The following is an 18,124-nucleotide window of genomic DNA, read 5'->3' on the forward strand; positions in this document are numbered from 1 at the left end:
TGGGACATAAAAAGACCTGAAATGGTTATTCTTATAATAAATATTATAAGAATAGTGTAGAATAATAAGTATGATGATTCAATACATATATTATGTTTAGCTATTTATATAATTTGTAAATTTTGTAATTATGAATATTTTTCATTAAAAGTGAGAGGAGATATCATTATGAAATTGAATAAGAAAACTGTAGAGGATATTAATGTTAAAAACAAAAAAGTATTAGTAAGATGTGATTTCAACGTTCCACTAAAAGACGGAGTTATTACTGATGAAAACAGATTGGTTGGAGCTATGCCAACTATCAAATATCTTATGGAAAATGGTGCTAAAGTAATACTTTGCTCACACCTTGGAAAACCAAAAGGAGAAGCAAAATCTGAATTATCACTTGCACCAGTTGCAAAAAGACTTTCAGAAATGTTAGGATGTGAAGTGGTATTTGCAGCAGATGATAATGTAGTTGGAGAAAATGCTAAAAATGCTGTAGCTAACATGAATAATGGAGATGTTGTTTTACTTGAAAACACTAGATATAGAAAAGAAGAAACTAAAAATGAAGAAAACTTCTCAAAAGAATTAGCTTCACTTGCTGATGTTTTTGTAAATGATGCTTTTGGAACTGCTCACAGAGCTCATTGTTCAACTGTTGGAGTAACTGAATTTGTTGAAGAAGCAGCATGTGGATATTTGATTCAAAAGGAATTACAGTTCTTAGGAGACTCTGTTGAAACTCCAGTAAGACCATTTGTTGCAATTCTTGGAGGAGCTAAAGTTTCTGACAAGATTAATGTTATAAATAACTTACTTGAAAAAGTTGATACATTAATCATAGGTGGAGGAATGGCTTATACATTCTTAAAAGCACAAGGATATACAATCGGAAAATCACTTGTAGAAGAAGATAGAATTGAATATGCAAAAGAAATGATTGAAAAAGCAGAAGCTAAAGGAGTTAAGTTCTTACTTCCTGTAGACAATATAGTTGGAGCTGAATTTTCAGCTGAAACTGAACCAGTTGTAACTGAAAATCAAAATATCCAAGAAGGATACATGGGATTAGATATAGGTCCTAAGAGTGCAGCACTTTATGCTGATGCAGTAAGAGGTGCAAAGACTGTTGTATGGAATGGACCAATGGGAGTATTTGAATTTGCTAATTTTGCAAAAGGAACAATAGCTGTTGCAGAAGCTATGGCTGAAGCTGATGCTACAACAATAATCGGTGGAGGAGATAGTGCTGCTGCTGTTAACCAATTAGGATTCGGAGACAAAATGACTCACATCTCAACAGGTGGTGGAGCTTCACTTGAATTCTTAGAAGGAAAAGAATTACCAGGAATAGTTGCACTAAGTGATAAATAGTCTTAACAGACTATTTATCACAGTAACCAGTAGCCAGTAACCAGTTATGGAAAGAAGTAAGTGGAATTTAATTTTTAGATTCACAATTGTAGCAAGCTACAATGTGGGTAAATAGTTCTTTTACTAAATTTAAAGTTTTGCATTAGCAAAACATCCTTTACTGGTTACTGATTACTGGTAACTGGTTACTAAAATAAAATGTAATATCAAAAAGTTGAGAGTATAGAATAATAAATAGCTATTTTCAACTTAAAACCAAAAAAAGTGCGGGGTGTTTAAAATGAGAAAACCAATTATAGCAGGAAACTGGAAAATGAATAAAACTGTTTCAGAAGGATTAAAATTAGTTGAAGAATTAAAACCATTAGTAAAGGATGTAAGCTGTGATGTAGTAGTTTGCCCAGCAACTGTATGCTTAGATGCAGTAGTTAAAGCAGTTAAAGGAACTAATATAAAAGTTGGAGCTCAAAATATGCATTTTGAAGAAAGTGGTGCATTTACTGGAGAAACTGCACCAGCTATGCTTGCAGAAATGGGAGTAGAATATGTTATCTTAGGACATAGTGAAAGAAGACAATACTTCAATGAAACTGATGAAGCATTAAATAAAAAAGTGAAAAAAGCTTTTGAACATAATTTACTTCCAATACTTTGTATAGGAGAATCTCTTGAAGAAAGAGAGGGAAACATAACAGAAGAAGTTTTAGGAAGACAAATAAAACTTGATTTAGCTGGTTTAACAGTAGAACAAATTGAAAAATTAGTTATAGCTTATGAACCAATATGGGCAATAGGAACAGGTAAAACAGCTACTGCTGATCAAGCAAATGAAACAATAGCTTACGTAAGAGGCGTTGTTGCAGAAATGTTTGGAAAAGAAGTAGCGGACAAAATGAGAATACAATATGGTGGTTCAGTTAAACCATCTACAATAAAAGAACAAATGGCAAAATCTGATATTGACGGTGGATTAATCGGTGGAGCTTCATTAAAAGCAGAAGATTTTGCAGGGATTGTAAATTTTGATAAATAAACTACAGAAAGTTTACAGTTAAATGAATTCTAATATGGAAAATTTAGTTATTGTAAACTGATTAACGGAGGTGAGAAGAATGGCTAAAAATCCAGTAATGCTTATGATTTTAGATGGATTTGGTATATCAAACCATGAAGATGGTAATGCAGTTAAAGCAGCTAGACATCCTAATTTCACTAGATTGTGGAATGAATATCCTCATACAGAAGTAGGAGCTAGTGGTTTAGCGGTAGGACTCCCAGACGGTCAAATGGGTAACTCAGAAGTTGGACACTTAAATATTGGTGCTGGAAGAATAGTATACCAGGCTCTTACAAGAATAACAAAATCTATTGAGGATGGAGATTTCTTCGAAAATGAAGCTTTAGTAAAAGCTGTAGACGATGCTCTTAAGAATAATTCTTCTCTTCACTTGTTAGGATTATTATCTGACGGTGGAGTACATTCTCATATTGAACATTTAAAAGGTTTATTAATGCTTGCTAAGAAAAAGGGGTTAGAAAAAGTATATGTACATGCTTTCCTAGATGGTAGAGATACTCCACCTTCATCAGCAATAAAATATGCAGCAGAGCTTGAAGATTATATGAAAGAAATTGGTATAGGTAGTATAGCTACTGTTTCAGGAAGATATTATGCTATGGATAGAGATAATAGATGGGAAAGAGTAGAACTTGCATATAATGCTTTAGCTTTAGGTAAAGGCGAATACGCAAGCAGTGCAAAAGAAGCTATAGAACGTTCTTATCATGATAATAAAACAGATGAGTTTGTTCTTCCAACAGTTATAACTAAAGGTGATAAAGCTACAGATGTTATCAAAAATGGAGATTCAATTATATTCTTTAACTTTAGACCGGATAGAGCAAGAGAAATGACAAGAGCGTTAAATGATAAAGCATTTAATGGTTTCAAAAGAGAAAATTTAGATTTGACTTTTGTTACTATGACTGAGTATGATAAGACTATTGAAAATGTAGAAGTTGCTTTCAAACCTGAAGTATATGTTAATACTTTAGGAGAATATATAAGTAAGTTAGGCAAAAAACAATTAAGAATTGCTGAAACTGAAAAATATGCTCATGTAACTTTCTTCTTTAATGGAGGAGTTGAAAAAGCTAATCTAGGTGAAGACAGAGCATTAATACCTTCACCAAAGGTTGCAACTTATGATTTAAAACCTGAAATGAGTGCTTATGAAGTAACAGAAGAATTATTAAATAGATTAGATACTGATGAGTATGATGTAATTATACTTAACTACGCAAATCCTGATATGGTAGGACATACAGGAATTGTAGAGGCAGCTGTTAAAGCAGTTGAAACAGTTGATGAATGTTTAGGCAAAGTTGTGGATAAAATATTAGAGAAAAATGGAACAGTATTTATCACAGCAGACCATGGTAACTGTGAGCAAATGATAGATTATTCTAATGGTAATCCTATGACGGCTCATACAACAAATCTTGTACCGTTTGTTTATGTATCGGAAGAAGCAAAAGGTAAAAAATTAAGAGAAGATGGAATCCTTGCAGATATAGCACCAACAATGCTTACTGTAATGGAAGAAGAAATACCGTCAGAAATGACTGGTAAAAGTATTATTAAATAAAATGCCAAGGAGCAGCATAGAATAAAGCTGAGTTAAAAAAATTAGATTTGTTCATTGTTGTAACATAAATAATATTTTTTGAGGAGGAGATTTTAATGAAACAATATGTAGAAATCATAGACGTTTATGCTAGACAAATTTTAGATTCAAGAGCTAACCCAACTGTAGAGGTAGAAGTAGAATTAGAAGATGGTACAGTAGGAAGAGCAGCAGTTCCATCAGGAGCATCAACTGGTATATTTGAAGCAGTAGAATTAAGAGATGAAGATAAATCAGTATACAAAGGAAAAGGTGTTTTAAAGGCTGTTGAAAATGTAAATACAATCATTGCTGATGAATTAGTAGGAATGAATGTACTTAATCAAGTAGCAATAGATAAAGCTATGATAGCACTAGATGGTACTGAAAATAAAGGTAAATTAGGTGCAAATGCTATGCTAGGAGTTTCTCTTGCATGTGCTCAAGCAGCTGCTAAATACTTAGGAATGTCATTATATCAATACATAGGTGGAGTAAACGGAAAAGTTTTACCAGTACCTATGATGAACATATTAAATGGTGGATCACACGCTGATAACAACGTTGACCTTCAAGAATTCATGATAATGCCTGCAGGAGCAGAAAGCTTCTCTCAAGCTTTAAGAATGTGTTCAGAAGTATTCCATACATTAAAAGGAATATTAAATAAAAAAGGATTAGCTACTGGTGTGGGTGACGAAGGTGGATTCGCTCCAAACTTAAACAGCAATGAAGAAGCTATTCAAGTTATAATTGAAGCTATAAAAGAAGCTGGTTATGAAGCAGGAAAAGAAATGTTCATAGCTTTAGACCCAGCTTCATCTGAATTCTTCAATACAGAAACTAACATGTATGAATTAACAGGAGAAGGAAAAACTTTAACTCCAGCAGAAATGGTTGATTTCTACGCTAACTTAGTAGAAAAATATCCAATAATCTCAATCGAAGATGGTATGGCTGAAGAAGATTGGGAAGGTTGGAAAATCATGACTGAAAAACTTGGCGGAAAAATTCAATTAGTAGGAGACGATTTATTCGTAACTAATACTAAGAGACTTGAAATGGGAATTGAAAGAGGAGTTGCAAACTCAATTCTTATAAAACTTAATCAAATCGGAACATTAACAGAAACTTTAAATTCTATAGAAATGGCTGAAAGAGCTGGATATACTGCAGTAGTATCTCATAGATCAGGAGAAACTGAAGATACAACAATAGCTGATTTAGTTGTTGCTGTAAATGCAGGACAAATCAAAACTGGAGCTCCTTCAAGAAGTGAAAGAGTTGCTAAATACAACCAATTACTAAGAATTGAAGAAGAACTAGGAGATATGGGAGAATATAGAGGACTTAAGGCTTTCTATAATATAAAAAAATAATATAAATAAACTATCGATTTAATAGATTTGCCCATGTTAAAATTATAATATATTTGGATAGAGTCACAAACTTTGTATTGTGACTCTATTTTTTCATAAGCTACTTTATTGTTTTTTCTTTTTCATTATGATAAAATATTAAGTGTTTCGTAAATTAAGCAATTTAACATAAATATGCTGGATAATTAGGAGGTGTATGTGATGCATACATTTTTAGTAGCTGCTCAAATAATTATATCATTAATATTAATAATAACTATTTTGAAGCAACCAGGAAAATCTGATGGATTCAACTTAGTATCTTCAGGAGCAGAAACATTTTTTTCTAAGAATAAAACAAAAACATATGAAGCTGTATTAGCTAAAACAACTGTAATTATGGCTGTACTATTTGCTGCAATTACAATAGCTTTGACTTTAATGAAATAAAATTAAAGCATATATCTATCAATGTAATACATAATTAATTTAAGAGAAAGCATATAAACCTTTTAAGGTCTATATGTTTTATTTTTTGTAATTTTCAGTAATAAATGTAAAGAGAATTTTAATATTTATATGGAGTTTAGAAACTCTTATTTATTGTTGCAGCTCCGATTAACTATCTGCCTATAGAAGCAGCAGATATGAGATAAATGCTTAAATTATATGTAAAATTATTACAAATTAGGTTAAAATTATAGAAAAAAAATATTTAATGATGTATAATAAGTGTAAGTTAATTTTAATTAACAATTATTACCAAAACTAAAGAATTTTTAGCATCTTGGGAAGGCAAATATAAAGGAGAAGGGGGAGAAAAAATGAGTTCATATTTGCCAATTATATGTGGAATTTTAGCTTTAGTTTTTGCATTTGTTTTCAGTAATGAAATTACTAAAGAAAGTTCAGGAAATGATAGGATGAAAGAGATAGCTGGGTACATTCAGGAAGGAGCTATGGCGTTTTTAAAAAGAGAGTATAAATACTTATCTATTTTTATTGTTATAGTAGCTGTTGTTATAACATTAGCCATAGACTTTAAAACTGCAATTTGTTTTGTGTTTGGAGCAATATTTTCAATCTTTGCAGGATATTTTGGAATGAAAGTAGCTACTAAAGCCAATGTAAGAACTGCAGAGGCTGCTAGATCTGGTCAAAGTAAAGCCTTAAAAATAGCTTTTTCAGGTGGAGCAGTAATGGGGTTATCAGTAGTAGGATTAGGAGTTTTGGGACTTAGCATATTTTATTTGGCTTTTGGTAATGATATTAATTTTATAACTGGATTTGGACTTGGAGCAAGTTCCATAGCATTATTTGCTCGTGTAGGCGGAGGAATATATACTAAGGCAGCAGATGTAGGGGCAGATCTTGTTGGTAAAGTTGAGGCAGGAATACCTGAAGACGATCCAAGAAATCCAGCAGTTATAGCAGACAATGTTGGAGATAATGTTGGGGATGTTGCTGGTATGGGAGCTGATTTGTTTGAATCGTATGTAGGTTCAATAATCTCAGCTTTAACTTTGGGATATTTTCTATTTACAAATGATCAAACCAAAATAATGTTTCCTTTAACTTTAGCTTCAGTTGGTATTATTGCTTCAATAATAGGTATTATTTTTGCAAGAAGAAGTAAAGGTGATAATCCTCAAAAAGCACTTAATACAGGAACATATATTGGTGGAATAATTGTTATAGTGGCTTCATTTATGCTTAGTAATAAAATTTTTGGACATTATAAGGCTTTTGGGGCAATACTCGCTGGGTTGGTTGTTGGTACGTTAATAGGTAAAGTTACGGAAATATATACTGCTTCTGAATATAAATATGTAAAAAAGATAGCTAAGCAATCGGAAACAGGTTCAGCAACTACTATAATATCTGGGCTTGCTGTTGGAATGTATTCTACAATGACACCAATAATATTTATATCAATAGGAGTGTTGTTTTCTTTCTATATTATGGGGGGAGCAAGTGATATTTCTATGGGATTATACGGAATTTCGCTTGCGGCAGTAGGAATGCTTTCTACTACAGGAATAACAGTTGCTGTTGATGCCTATGGTCCTATTGCTGATAATGCAGGGGGTATAGCTGAAATGTCAGAACTTCCACCAAGTGTAAGAGAAATTACAGATAAATTGGATTCAGTAGGTAATACAACAGCTGCCATAGGAAAAGGATTTGCCATAGGGTCAGCAGCACTTACAGCTTTAGCTTTATTTGCTTCATATGCACAAAAAACACAGTTAAGTGCTATTAATTTATTAACGCCTGCTACACTTGTAGGTCTATTACTTGGAGCTATGCTTCCATTCTTATTTGGTTCTTTAACAATGGAGTCTGTTGGAAAAGCTGCTAATGAAATGATTGAAGAAGTTAGACGCCAATTTAGAGAAATGCCAGGAATAATGGAAGGTGAAGAAAAGCCTGATTATAAAAAATGTGTTGATATTTCAACAACAGCAGCATTAAAAGAAATGATTCTTCCAGGAATACTTGCAATTGTTGTACCAATAGGAATAGGTCTACTCCTTGGTGTAGAAGCTCTTGGAGGATTGATAGCTGGTGCAGTATCATCAGGAGTACTAATGGCAATAATGATGGCCAATTCAGGTGGAGCATGGGATAATGCAAAGAAGTATATTGAAAGTGGAGTGCATGGTGGAAAAGGCAGCAATGCCCACAAAGCAGCTGTTGTTGGAGATACAGTAGGAGACCCATTTAAGGATACATCTGGTCCTGCTATGAATATTTTAATCAAGCTCATGACAATAGTATCTTTAGTTTTTGCAGCAGTAATAGCAGAACATGGAGGAATTCTTTTGAACCTATTTAAATAAGAATGTTGCGATGCAACATTCTTATAGTAGCCGGTTGCCAGTAACCAGTAGCCAGAAAGAAAAAATAATTAAAGAATTTAAATTGATAAAAATAGACATAAAAAAGAGCAAAAATATAGAAAACATCTATGTTCTTGCTCTTTTCTTTATTTGAATTTAGGAAAACTTCCTTCACTGGTTACTGGTCACTAGCTACTGGTTACTAGAATAAAATTGCCGCGCAATTTTATTCTATATAGAAATGTTTGACTCTATTTCCTATATACTATACTATTGTAGTATAAATCAATGTTACCTATAAAATAAATTTCTGAATATTATACCTGAAATTAGTAAAAAATAAATAAAGATAGTTTATTATAAATAGGATAGAAAGATTGGAGGGAAAAATATGAATATTAGAGAAGTTATTTTAAATTTTATGCGAGAACAGGCCTATAAGCCTATGAACATACAAGAATTGGGGAGAGTGTTTGGCATATCTAAGCGTGATCTTGATGAGTTTAAGGATTCATTGAAAGATATGGAGAAAGATGGGCAAATAATAAAAACTCGCACTAAGCTCTACGGTATACCCGAAAAAATGGGACTTATCATAGGAAAACTTCAAGGTCATCAGAAAGGTTTCGGTTTTGTCATACCTGAAGAGGATAGACCAGACATATTTATAACATCTTCATTTATGAATGGTGCCATGAATGGTGATAGAGTTATAGCTAAAATTATTAAACAAGATAGCAGTGGGAAAAAGTGCGAAGGCGAAATCATAAGAATTCTTGAAAGAGCAAATAAAACTGTAATAGGAGTATACGAAGATAGCAAAAACTTTGGATTTGTAGTTTCTGAGGATAAAAGAATAAATCATGACATATTTATTCCAAAGGCTGATAAAAATGGGGCTAAAACTGGAGATATAGTAATAGTTGAGATAACTGAATGGCCGGGTAAGAGAAGAAATCCAGAAGGTAGAGTTAAAGAAATACTGGGTAAAAAAGGTGAAAAAGGAATAGATATTTTAACTATAATCAAGAAATTTAAGCTTCCTGAAGAGTTCCCGCCAAAGGTTCAGAAGTTTGCAGAAAAAATACCAAATGAAATTAGGGAAGAGGAATATGGAAAAAGAGAAGATTTAAGAGATTTAAGGATGGTAACTATTGATGGAGCAGATGCTAAAGATTTAGATGATGCTGTATCAATACAAAAGTTAGCCAATGGAAATTATTATTTAGGAGTGCATATTGCAGATGTAACTCATTATGTCAGAGAAAATAATCCTCTAGATAAAGAAGCTTTAAAGAGAGCTACCTCAGTTTATTTGATTGATAGAGTTATACCAATGCTTCCTAAGGAATTATCCAATGGAATTTGCAGTTTAAATCCTAGAGTAGACAGACTTGCAATGACTTGCTTTATGGAAATAAACAAAGAGGGAAAAGTTGTAGATTATAGAATAACAAAGAGTGTAATTAAAACTAATGAAAGAATGACATATACTGATGTTACAAAGATGTTAAGAGATGGAGATCAAGAGCTTATAGAAAAATATGACTATCTATATGAAGACTTCAAACTTATGGAAGAGTTATGTGGGATACTTTATAGAAAGAGAATAGGAAGAGGCGCAATTGATTTCGATTTTGAAGAATGTAAGATAATTTTAGATTATAATGGAAAACCAATTGATATAAAACCATATGAACGAGCTATCGCTAACAGAATTATTGAAGAATTCATGTTAGCTTGTAATGAAACTATAGCTGAACATATGTTTTGGACTAAACTACCTTTCGTATATAGAATTCACGAAGATCCAGATGAAGAAAAGCTTCAAAGATTTAAGGAGTTTGCATATAATTTAGGATATTTTGTAAAGATGGGCAAAGAGGTTCATCCAAAGGCTCTCCAAGAGATTGTTGAAGAAGTAAGAGGAAAGAAAGAAGAAACAGTAGTTAATACACTTCTTTTACGTTCTTTGCAGCAAGCTAGATATGCACCACAATGTTCAGGACATTTTGGTCTTGCAGCAAGATACTACTGTCATTTTACTTCTCCAATAAGAAGATATCCAGATTTAATTATTCACAGAATAATTAAAGAATCCTTAGATGGAACTATAGATGAAAGTAGAATAAAACAGCTTGAAAAAGCCGTTGACTATGCTTCAGTACAATCCTCCGATATGGAAAGAGTTGCTGTTGAGGCTGAAAGAGAAGTTGATGATTTGAAGAAAGCTGAATATATGAGTGAAAGAATAGGAGAAGAATATGAGGGAATAATTTCATCAGTTACTAATTTTGGAATGTTTGTTGAGCTTCCGAATACAGTAGAGGGCTTAGTTCATATAAGTACTTTGGATGATGATTATTATGTATATGATGACCAACACTTATGTTTAATAGGAGAGAGAACTAAGAATATTTATAGACTTGGAGATGAAGTAAGAATAAAGGTATCCAAGGTTGATATGGATGCTCATGAAGTTTATTTTGATGTTGTAAAACAGAAAATAGAAGAAGAAAATAATGACAATGCTACTCCAAAATTAGAGCAATTTGAAAAAGGAAATCAACAGACTGAAGTTGAAGAATTTCAATTATTATAATAAAGAATAAGCTATTTTTAGTAGCTTTACAATTATAGTATAATAAGTTATAATGTATGTGTAAAATTTAATAAAGTAAAAGATGCTGGGAGTGCCAAGTGGCTGAGACCGATTTATATCGGAATCCTTTGAACCTGAAATAATTAGTATTATCGTAGGAAAAGCAAATAATATTTTAATTTTGATTTTGATTAGAGTAAATTTAAGATATTTATATAAAAGCTTGCCTTCGGGTAAGCTTTTATTTTTTCTATTAATAAAAATAAGAGAGAAATGGTTAGGACAAAAGGCGTATATTTTAAATGGGGAGGACTAGAATTGTTATATCTTATAACAAATAGAAACATTGTGAAATATGGCAATTTATACAGTGTTGTACAGAAAGCTGTTGAAGGTGGCGTAGATGCTATTATTCTTAGGGAAAAAGATTTGTCTTTTGAAGAATTGATGTTAGCATCAGAGAAAATTAAAGACATTATAGCGGATAAAAATGTAAGGTTAATTATTAATGGAAACATAGAAGTGGCAAAGAAAATAAAAGCTGCAGGATTTCATATTGGATTTAAAAAATTCATGGAAGAAAAATATAAATTTGATGGGTTGCTAGGTGTATCAGTACATAGTTTGGAAGAAGCAGTATCAGCAGAGAAAAATGGAGCAAATTATATACTTGCAGGGCATGTATATGAAACAGATTGCAAAAAAGGATTAAAGCCTAGAGGTGTTGATTTTATTAAATCTATCGCATCAAGTGTAAATATACCTGTAATAGCTTTAGGCGGTATTGATGAAAAAAATATTAAGAATGTTATTGCTGCTGGTGCCCATGGAGCTGCAGTTATGTCTTATATTATGGCAGCTGAAGATCCATATATGGCTGCAAAGCTATTGAAAAATAGGCTGTGTCTTAAATGAATATAAAAACCAACATTCATTTAAAATGGAATTAAAAAAATAAAATAAGCTTAGTTTTGGAGTGAAGCAGCAAAAGTTATAATCAGAATATTGTGAGAAGTTTTTATAAGTGTATAAACATATTCACAAACATAAGAGGAGGGTAGAAAAATATGATAATTAATGGTAAAGAGATGAATTTTGATGAAGGAATAACTATGGAAGAACTTCTGAAAAAACTTAATTTAAATATGGACAAGGTAGTAGTAGAGGTTAACTTAGAAATAATTGCAAAGGAAAAATATTATGAATTTATACTTAACCAAGAAGACAAGGTTGAAATTATAAGCTTTGTAGGTGGGGGATGATTAAATGAATATATTTCTAAATGAAAAAAATGTAATCATGAAGGATAATGCTACAGCTTATCAAGCTAGAGATGTTTTTAAGAAAGATGCAGATGTTGTTATTTTGAATGGATTTATGATAAAAGAAGATTTTGTTTTAAAAGAGAATGATAAGCTGACTCTGATAAAAAAAGGAGAAGTTCCAAGTAAAGAAGAACTAGAAAATCTTTTAGTTGCACGACATACTCCAAGGGTTCATGAAAAAATAAAAAATGCTTGTGTAGGAATAGCGGGATTGGGTGGGCTTGGCTCAAATGCCGCAGTATCTCTTGCAAGGTTAGGTATAGGCAAACTTATATTAGTTGATTTTGATATAGTTGAACCCAGTAATCTAAACAGGCAGCAGTATTTGATAAAGCACCTTGGAATGAGTAAAACAGAGGCTATGAAGCAGCTTATTTCAGAAATAAATCCTTTTGTAGAAGTAGAAATCAAAAATGAATATATTACAGAAAAAAATGTGTTAAATATTTTTGGAGATGTGGATATTGTAGTTGAGGCTTTTGATAATCCTGAGGCTAAAGCTGTATTAGTTAATATGATTTTGAGCAAAAGAAGCGATAAAATCGTAGTAGCAGCTTCTGGAATGGCTGGTTATTTTTCGAATAATACTATAATAACTAAAAAAATTAATGATAATTTTTATTTAATTGGGGATGAAACTCATGAAGCTAAACCAGGATGTGGATTGATGGCACCAAGAGTTGCTATTGCAGCTAATCATCAAGCTAATACTGTTTTAAGATTAATCATGGGAGAAAAAAATATATAGGAGTGTGAATTATGGAAAATTTAAAAATCGGTGGAGTAGAACTTAAAAATAGATTGTTTACTGGAACAGGGAAGTTTCCAGATAAAAGAATGCTTACAGAGGTTATAGAGAAATCAGAATCTCAAGTAATAACTATGGCACTAAGAAGAGTTGATATAACTTCTAAAGAGGAAAATGTTCTAGATTACATACCTAAGGACAGAATTCTTCTTCCAAATACCTCTGGAGCTAGAAATGCTGAAGAAGCAGTTAGAATTGCAAGATTAGCTAAAGCTAGTGGGTGTGGAAACTGGATTAAAATTGAAGTAATATCTGATAATAAATACTTGCTTCCAGATAACTTGGAAACGATTAAAGCAACAGAAATTTTAGCTAAAGAAGGATTTATTGTTTTACCTTACATGAATCCGGATTTAATGGATGCTAAAAGATTAGTGGAAGCTGGTGCATCAGCAGTTATGCCTTTAGGAGCACCTATTGGAACTAATAGAGGTATAAGAACTAAAGAAATGGTTCAAATTTTAATTGATGAAATAAATCTTCCAATAGTTGTAGATGCAGGTATAGGTAAGCCATCTGAAGCTGCTGAAGCTATGGAAATGGGGGCAGCAGCAGTTTTAGTAAATACAGCAATAGCTACTGCAGGAGATCCTGTTAAAATGGCTGAAGCTTTTAATTTTGCAGTAAAAGCAGGAAGAATGGCTTATGTTGCAAAAACAGGAGCTGTAAGAAAATATGCTAGTGCATCTTCACCTTTAACAGGATTCCTAAATAAAGAAGGTGAATTATAAAAATGAGTGTATATGAAGAATGTTTAAAGTATAAGGAGTTTGATTTTGAAAGTTTTTTTGAAAGAATAACTGAAGACGATATATTTAGAATAATAAACAGCCGTAAATTAGATGAATATGATTTTTTAGCTTTGTTGTCTCCAACAGCTGAAAGATACCTTGAAGAAATAGCTCAAAAAGCATACGAGCTTACATTAAAGAATTTTGGAAAAGCTGTACTTCTTTATACACCAATGTATTTAGGAAATTATTGTGCAAATAAATGTGTTTATTGTGGATTTAATCATGATAATGATATAGTTAGAAAAAAACTTACAATGGAAGAAATAGAGGAAGAAGCTAAAAAGATTTATGATACAGGGTTAAGACATATTATTATTTTAACAGGTTCATCAAGAAAAGAAACACCAGTTTCTTATATAGTTGATTCTGTTAAGTTATTAAAGAAATATTTTGATTCCATAGCGATAGAAGTATATTCTCTTACAGAAGAAGAATATATCCAGGTGGTTGAAGCTGGAGTGGACAGCATGTCTATATATCAAGAAGTATATGACGAAGAAATATATGATAAAGTTCACCTTGCAGGACCTAAAAAGAATTATAAATTCAGATTGGATGCACCAGAGAGAGCTTGTAGAGCTAAAATGAGAAATGTATGTGTAGGTGCTCTTTTAGGATTAAATGATTGGAGGCGTGAATTTTTCCAAGTAGGACTTCATGCTAAATATCTCCAAGATAAATATTCTGATGTTGATGTAGCAGTAGCTCTTCCAAGAATAAGAGGACATGCAGGAACATTTACAGATGTTCATGAGGTAAGTGATAAAAATATTACTCAAATGATATTAGCCAGCAGATTATTTTTGCCAAGAGCAGGAATTACAATGACTACAAGAGAAAAAGCTGAATTTAAAAATAATCTTATACCATTAGGAGTTAATAAGATATCAGCAGGAGTAACTACTGAAGTAGGTGGACATACTTCAGATGAGCAAAGCGATCCTCAATTTGAAATAATAGATCCTAGAAGTGTAGAAGAAGTAAAACAAGACTTATTAAAAATAGGATACCAACCTGTTTTAAAAGATTGGATGAAGATTTAAGATATCTATATGAAGGAGCTTATGTGATTAAAAACTCCTTTACATTATTAGGTAGAGGAGTTTTATTTATGTTACAATGGCTCTATTTAAGCATGTATGCAATATTGTATATATGCTTTTACTTTTAATAAACAAAGGTGGATGATGTATATGAAAAAAGTATTGACTATTGCAGGGTCTGACAGCTGCGGTGGAGCGGGAATTCAGGCTGATATAAAAACAATGAGTGCATTAGGTGTTTATGGTATGAGTGTTATTACAGCAGTAACAGCTCAAAATACTCAAGGTGTAACCGCTGTACAAGAGATACAAAAAGAAATAGTAGAAGCACAGTTGAGAGCAATTTTTGATGACATACAAGTTGATGCTGTAAAGATTGGTATGGTTTCTAACTCTGAAATTATAAGAACTATAAGAGAAATATTAATAGAATATAAAATTAAAAATATTGTATTAGATCCAGTTATGATATCAAAAAGTGGTTATTATCTTTTAAAGCCTGAGGCAATAGATGAACTAAAAAAATTAATATCTATAGTGGATATAGTAACTCCAAATATTCCAGAGGCTGAAGAACTTACAGGTATGAAAATATTTTCAGAAGATGATATGAAAAAAGCTGCATTAAAAATTTTAGAATATAAACCTAAATATGTGCTGGTTAAAGGTGGGCACAGATGCAATGATGCAAAAGATGTTTTATATTATGATGGAGAATTTTTAACTATTGATGGAGATAGAATAAATACTAAAAATACTCATGGAACAGGATGTACACTATCTTCTGCTATTGCAAGCTATATTGCAAGGGGGCACAGGGTAGAAGAAGCTGTAAAGCTTTCAAAAGAATATATAAGCAAAGTAATAAAAAATTCTTTTTCTATAGGAAAAGGAGTTGGACCGGTTGGGCATTTTGTTGATTTATATAACAAAGCAGGAAGTTTATAAAAGTAGTAGCCAGTAACCAGTAACCAGTTACCAGTTACCAGTATAAAAAGAAAGAAGGAGAAATATAATGAATATAGATTATAGCTTATATCTAATTACGGATAGAAATATAATAAAGAACAGGAGTTTAAAAGAATGCGTAGAGGAAGCAATAAAGGGTGGAGTAACTATTGTACAAATTAGAGAAAAAGATGCCTCTACAAGAGAATTTTATAATGTTGCTAAGGAAATAAAAGAGGTAACAGATAAATATAATGTTCCACTAATAATAAATGATAGGATAGACATTGCTTTGGCTGTTGATGCAGCAGGAGTGCATTTAGGACAAAGTGATATGTCTATTGAAGTGGCAAGAAAAATTTTAGGAGAAGACAAAATTATAGGGATTTCAGCAGGAAACATAGAAGAGGCATTGGAAGCTGAAAAATTAGGAGCAGATTATTTAGGAATTGGAGCAATATTTTATACAGGAACAAAAAAAGATATAGATGAACCTATAGGATTAGAAGGTTTAAAAGAAATTACCAACAAAATAAAAATACCTTCAGTAGCTATAGGTGGTATAAATAAAGACAATACTGCAGAGATTATGGAAACAGGAGTAAATGGAATTTCTGTTATATCTGCTATTTTAGGTTATGAAGATACTAAAAAAGCATCAGAAGAAATTTTAAGCAAATTAAGTAAACCTAGAAATTAGGGGTTGTAAAACTCCTGATTTTCATATTGTTGACTTGATTATGCTAATAATGTATAATTAAGTATTACAATTGAGTATAATAAAGTAGGTGTTCATATGAGTAAAAATAAAAAAGGTGATAATACCCTTGCACAAAATAGAAAAGCCAGACATGATTATTTTATAGAGGAAGTTTTTGAAGCAGGTATAGCACTTGTAGGAACAGAAGTTAAATCTATAAGAGCAGGAAAAGCTAATTTAAAAGATAGCTATGCTCAAGTTAAAAATGGAGAGGTATTTGTATATAATATGCATGTAAGCCCTTATGAACAAGGAAATATATTTAATAAAGATCCTTTAAGAAATAGAAAATTACTTCTTCATAAAAAAGAAATAGATATTTTATTAGGTTATACAGGTCAGAAAGGATATACTTTAATTCCACTGTCACTATATTTAAAAAAAGGTAGAGTCAAGGTTGCATTAGGTGTGGCAAAAGGTAAACAAAACTATGATAAGAGACATACAATAGCTGAAAAAGCTGCAAAAAGAGATATAGACAGACAGTTAAAAGAAAGAAATAGATACTAAATATGTCACTTTACAAAAGAGAATATGTGTAGTAAAATTGATTATGCACTAAGGAACAATAAATGATAGATAATAAAACTAAATAGTGGAGAGCTTACGACATGATATATCAATGTTGATGCTAATACATTCCATGTAATTATTAAGATAAAGATTTAAACAGTTAGTACAATTGGTAGATATGTAGTTATTAATAACTAAAAACTATTAATTATTAACTGTTAAATATATACATGGGGGCGTATTTGGCTTTCGACGGGGGTATGTTGATCTGCGGAAGCGAGCCGAGGGTTTCCTGGACCCGCGTTAAAAAACTGGGAACTAAATGTAAACGCAGAAAATAATTTTGCAATAGCAGCCTAGTAGCTGCTCGTTCTACCCGAGAGTCCCACGACTTGGGATAGGGCGCCAACTAGTGGGGAACCGAGCCATCCAAAGCTTTGAGGATGGAACGGAATTTATGAAGCTACTAAAGTGAGAATCCTGTCAGTAGGAGTCTCATGGAGGGAATGTTAAATTACTGACTGCGCTCGGAGATGCTGTGGTGTGACTACTTTCGGACAGGGGTTCGACTCCCCTCGCCTCCACCATACATAAACTTAAATATTGATACAATAGAAAGTCACTGATTTTAGTGGCTTTTCGTGTTTTTTGAAATAAAAGTAAAGGTAAAATCAAAGTGAAAATAGGCTTTCAACAGGATAAAATTAACAAAAATGCACACCTGTGTGCAAAAGTGTACAAGGGGTGTGCACAATTTAGAAGAAATAAAAAACATGATAATATTAATATAATATATTTAAAAATTATGAATTTAATAAGGAGTGGTAAAAATAATGGCTGTTACAATTGGAAAAGTTAATGATAACTATATAATGGTAAGCTTTAATTATAGCTATGATAATGTTTCAGCAATAAAAACAATAGAAGGTAGCAGATGGAATGAAGCAAAGAAAGCATGGATAGTACCCAATACTAATAAAGCCATATATGCAATATCAGTAGCTTTTTGTGACGAAGATATTATATTTGATTCATCAATTGATTTGTTTGATTTATAGCTGTTAATTCTTAAAGATCTCGTATTCAAAATTATTGGAGC

At 31.9% G+C, this 18,124-nt stretch carries 16 protein-coding genes, 1 other RNA gene and 1 riboswitch; all 17 genes read left to right on the forward strand.

Features of this window, described 5'->3' with window-relative positions; genetic code table 11:
* Positions 1 to 168: 168 nt before the first annotated feature.
* The 17 genes from OIO11_RS16930 to OIO11_RS17010 all read left to right on the forward strand — a co-directional run bounded on the left by OIO11_RS16930 (position 169) and on the right by OIO11_RS17010 (position 18,083).
* Positions 169 to 1,365, forward strand: a complete 1,197-nt coding sequence (locus OIO11_RS16930; RefSeq protein ID WP_268072659.1) for a phosphoglycerate kinase — start codon at positions 169 to 171, stop codon at positions 1,363 to 1,365.
* 280 nt (positions 1,366 to 1,645) lie between these two features.
* The gene (gene tpiA, locus OIO11_RS16935; RefSeq protein ID WP_268072660.1) at positions 1,646 to 2,398 is read left to right on the forward strand and encodes a triose-phosphate isomerase; all 753 of its coding nucleotides are present in this window, start codon (positions 1,646 to 1,648) and stop codon (positions 2,396 to 2,398) included.
* Positions 2,399 to 2,477: 79 nt separating this feature from the next.
* Positions 2,478 to 4,013, forward strand: coding sequence for a 2,3-bisphosphoglycerate-independent phosphoglycerate mutase (gpmI, locus tag OIO11_RS16940; protein WP_268072661.1), 1,536 nt, complete (start codon positions 2,478 to 2,480; stop codon positions 4,011 to 4,013).
* Positions 4,014 to 4,108: 95 nt separating this feature from the next.
* Positions 4,109 to 5,410 carry a phosphopyruvate hydratase gene (gene eno, locus OIO11_RS16945; RefSeq protein ID WP_268072662.1) on the forward strand — a complete coding sequence of 434 codons (1,302 nt, stop codon included), beginning with the start codon at positions 4,109 to 4,111 and terminating at the stop codon, positions 5,408 to 5,410.
* A gap of 201 nt (positions 5,411 to 5,611) precedes the next feature.
* Positions 5,612 to 5,839 carry a preprotein translocase subunit SecG gene (secG, locus tag OIO11_RS16950; protein ID WP_268072663.1) on the forward strand — a complete coding sequence of 76 codons (228 nt, stop codon included), beginning with the start codon at positions 5,612 to 5,614 and terminating at the stop codon, positions 5,837 to 5,839.
* Positions 5,840 to 6,213: 374 nt separating this feature from the next.
* Positions 6,214 to 8,232 carry a sodium-translocating pyrophosphatase gene (locus tag OIO11_RS16955; RefSeq protein ID WP_268072664.1) on the forward strand — a complete coding sequence of 673 codons (2,019 nt, stop codon included), beginning with the start codon at positions 6,214 to 6,216 and terminating at the stop codon, positions 8,230 to 8,232.
* A gap of 391 nt (positions 8,233 to 8,623) precedes the next feature.
* Positions 8,624 to 10,834: a ribonuclease R gene (rnr, locus tag OIO11_RS16960; protein WP_268072665.1), complete on the forward strand. Its 2,211-nt coding sequence runs from the start codon at positions 8,624 to 8,626 to the stop codon at positions 10,832 to 10,834.
* Positions 10,835 to 10,911: 77 nt separating this feature from the next.
* Positions 10,912 to 11,013: riboswitch (TPP riboswitch) on the forward strand.
* Between the two features lie 139 nt (positions 11,014 to 11,152).
* The gene (gene thiE / locus OIO11_RS16965) at positions 11,153 to 11,749 is read left to right on the forward strand and encodes a thiamine phosphate synthase (RefSeq protein ID WP_268072666.1); all 597 of its coding nucleotides are present in this window, start codon (positions 11,153 to 11,155) and stop codon (positions 11,747 to 11,749) included.
* A gap of 152 nt (positions 11,750 to 11,901) precedes the next feature.
* Positions 11,902 to 12,096, forward strand: a complete 195-nt coding sequence (gene thiS / locus OIO11_RS16970) for a sulfur carrier protein ThiS (RefSeq protein WP_268072667.1) — start codon at positions 11,902 to 11,904, stop codon at positions 12,094 to 12,096.
* A gap of 4 nt (positions 12,097 to 12,100) precedes the next feature.
* Complete coding sequence (gene thiF, locus OIO11_RS16975) at positions 12,101 to 12,907, forward strand: sulfur carrier protein ThiS adenylyltransferase ThiF (RefSeq protein WP_268072668.1); 807 nt, start codon at positions 12,101 to 12,103, stop codon at positions 12,905 to 12,907.
* Between the two features lie 11 nt (positions 12,908 to 12,918).
* Positions 12,919 to 13,698, forward strand: a complete 780-nt coding sequence (locus tag OIO11_RS16980) for a thiazole synthase (RefSeq protein WP_268072669.1) — start codon at positions 12,919 to 12,921, stop codon at positions 13,696 to 13,698.
* A gap of 2 nt (positions 13,699 to 13,700) precedes the next feature.
* Positions 13,701 to 14,804, forward strand: coding sequence for a 2-iminoacetate synthase ThiH (gene thiH, locus OIO11_RS16985; protein ID WP_268072670.1), 1,104 nt, complete (start codon positions 13,701 to 13,703; stop codon positions 14,802 to 14,804).
* A 150-nt stretch (positions 14,805 to 14,954) separates the two neighbouring features.
* A complete protein-coding gene (gene thiD, locus OIO11_RS16990; protein WP_268072671.1) occupies positions 14,955 to 15,752 on the forward strand; it encodes a bifunctional hydroxymethylpyrimidine kinase/phosphomethylpyrimidine kinase in 798 nt (265 codons plus the stop codon).
* Positions 15,753 to 15,819: 67 nt separating this feature from the next.
* Positions 15,820 to 16,452, forward strand: coding sequence for a thiamine phosphate synthase (gene thiE / locus OIO11_RS16995; RefSeq protein WP_268072672.1), 633 nt, complete (start codon positions 15,820 to 15,822; stop codon positions 16,450 to 16,452).
* A 96-nt stretch (positions 16,453 to 16,548) separates the two neighbouring features.
* Entirely contained in the window at positions 16,549 to 17,022 is a 474-nt protein-coding gene (gene smpB / locus OIO11_RS17000; protein WP_268072673.1) for an SsrA-binding protein SmpB, read from the forward strand.
* A 235-nt stretch (positions 17,023 to 17,257) separates the two neighbouring features.
* Positions 17,258 to 17,612, forward strand: a transfer-messenger RNA (tmRNA) gene (gene ssrA, locus OIO11_RS17005).
* Between the two features lie 246 nt (positions 17,613 to 17,858).
* Positions 17,859 to 18,083 carry an integrase gene (locus OIO11_RS17010; protein ID WP_268072674.1) on the forward strand — a complete coding sequence of 75 codons (225 nt, stop codon included), beginning with the start codon at positions 17,859 to 17,861 and terminating at the stop codon, positions 18,081 to 18,083.
* The last annotated feature ends 41 nt before the right edge of the window (positions 18,084 to 18,124 follow it).

The sequence above is a fragment of the Clostridium sp. ZS2-4 genome (genome assembly GCF_026719745.1).
Classification (GTDB): domain Bacteria; phylum Bacillota; class Clostridia; order Clostridiales; family Clostridiaceae; genus Clostridium_H.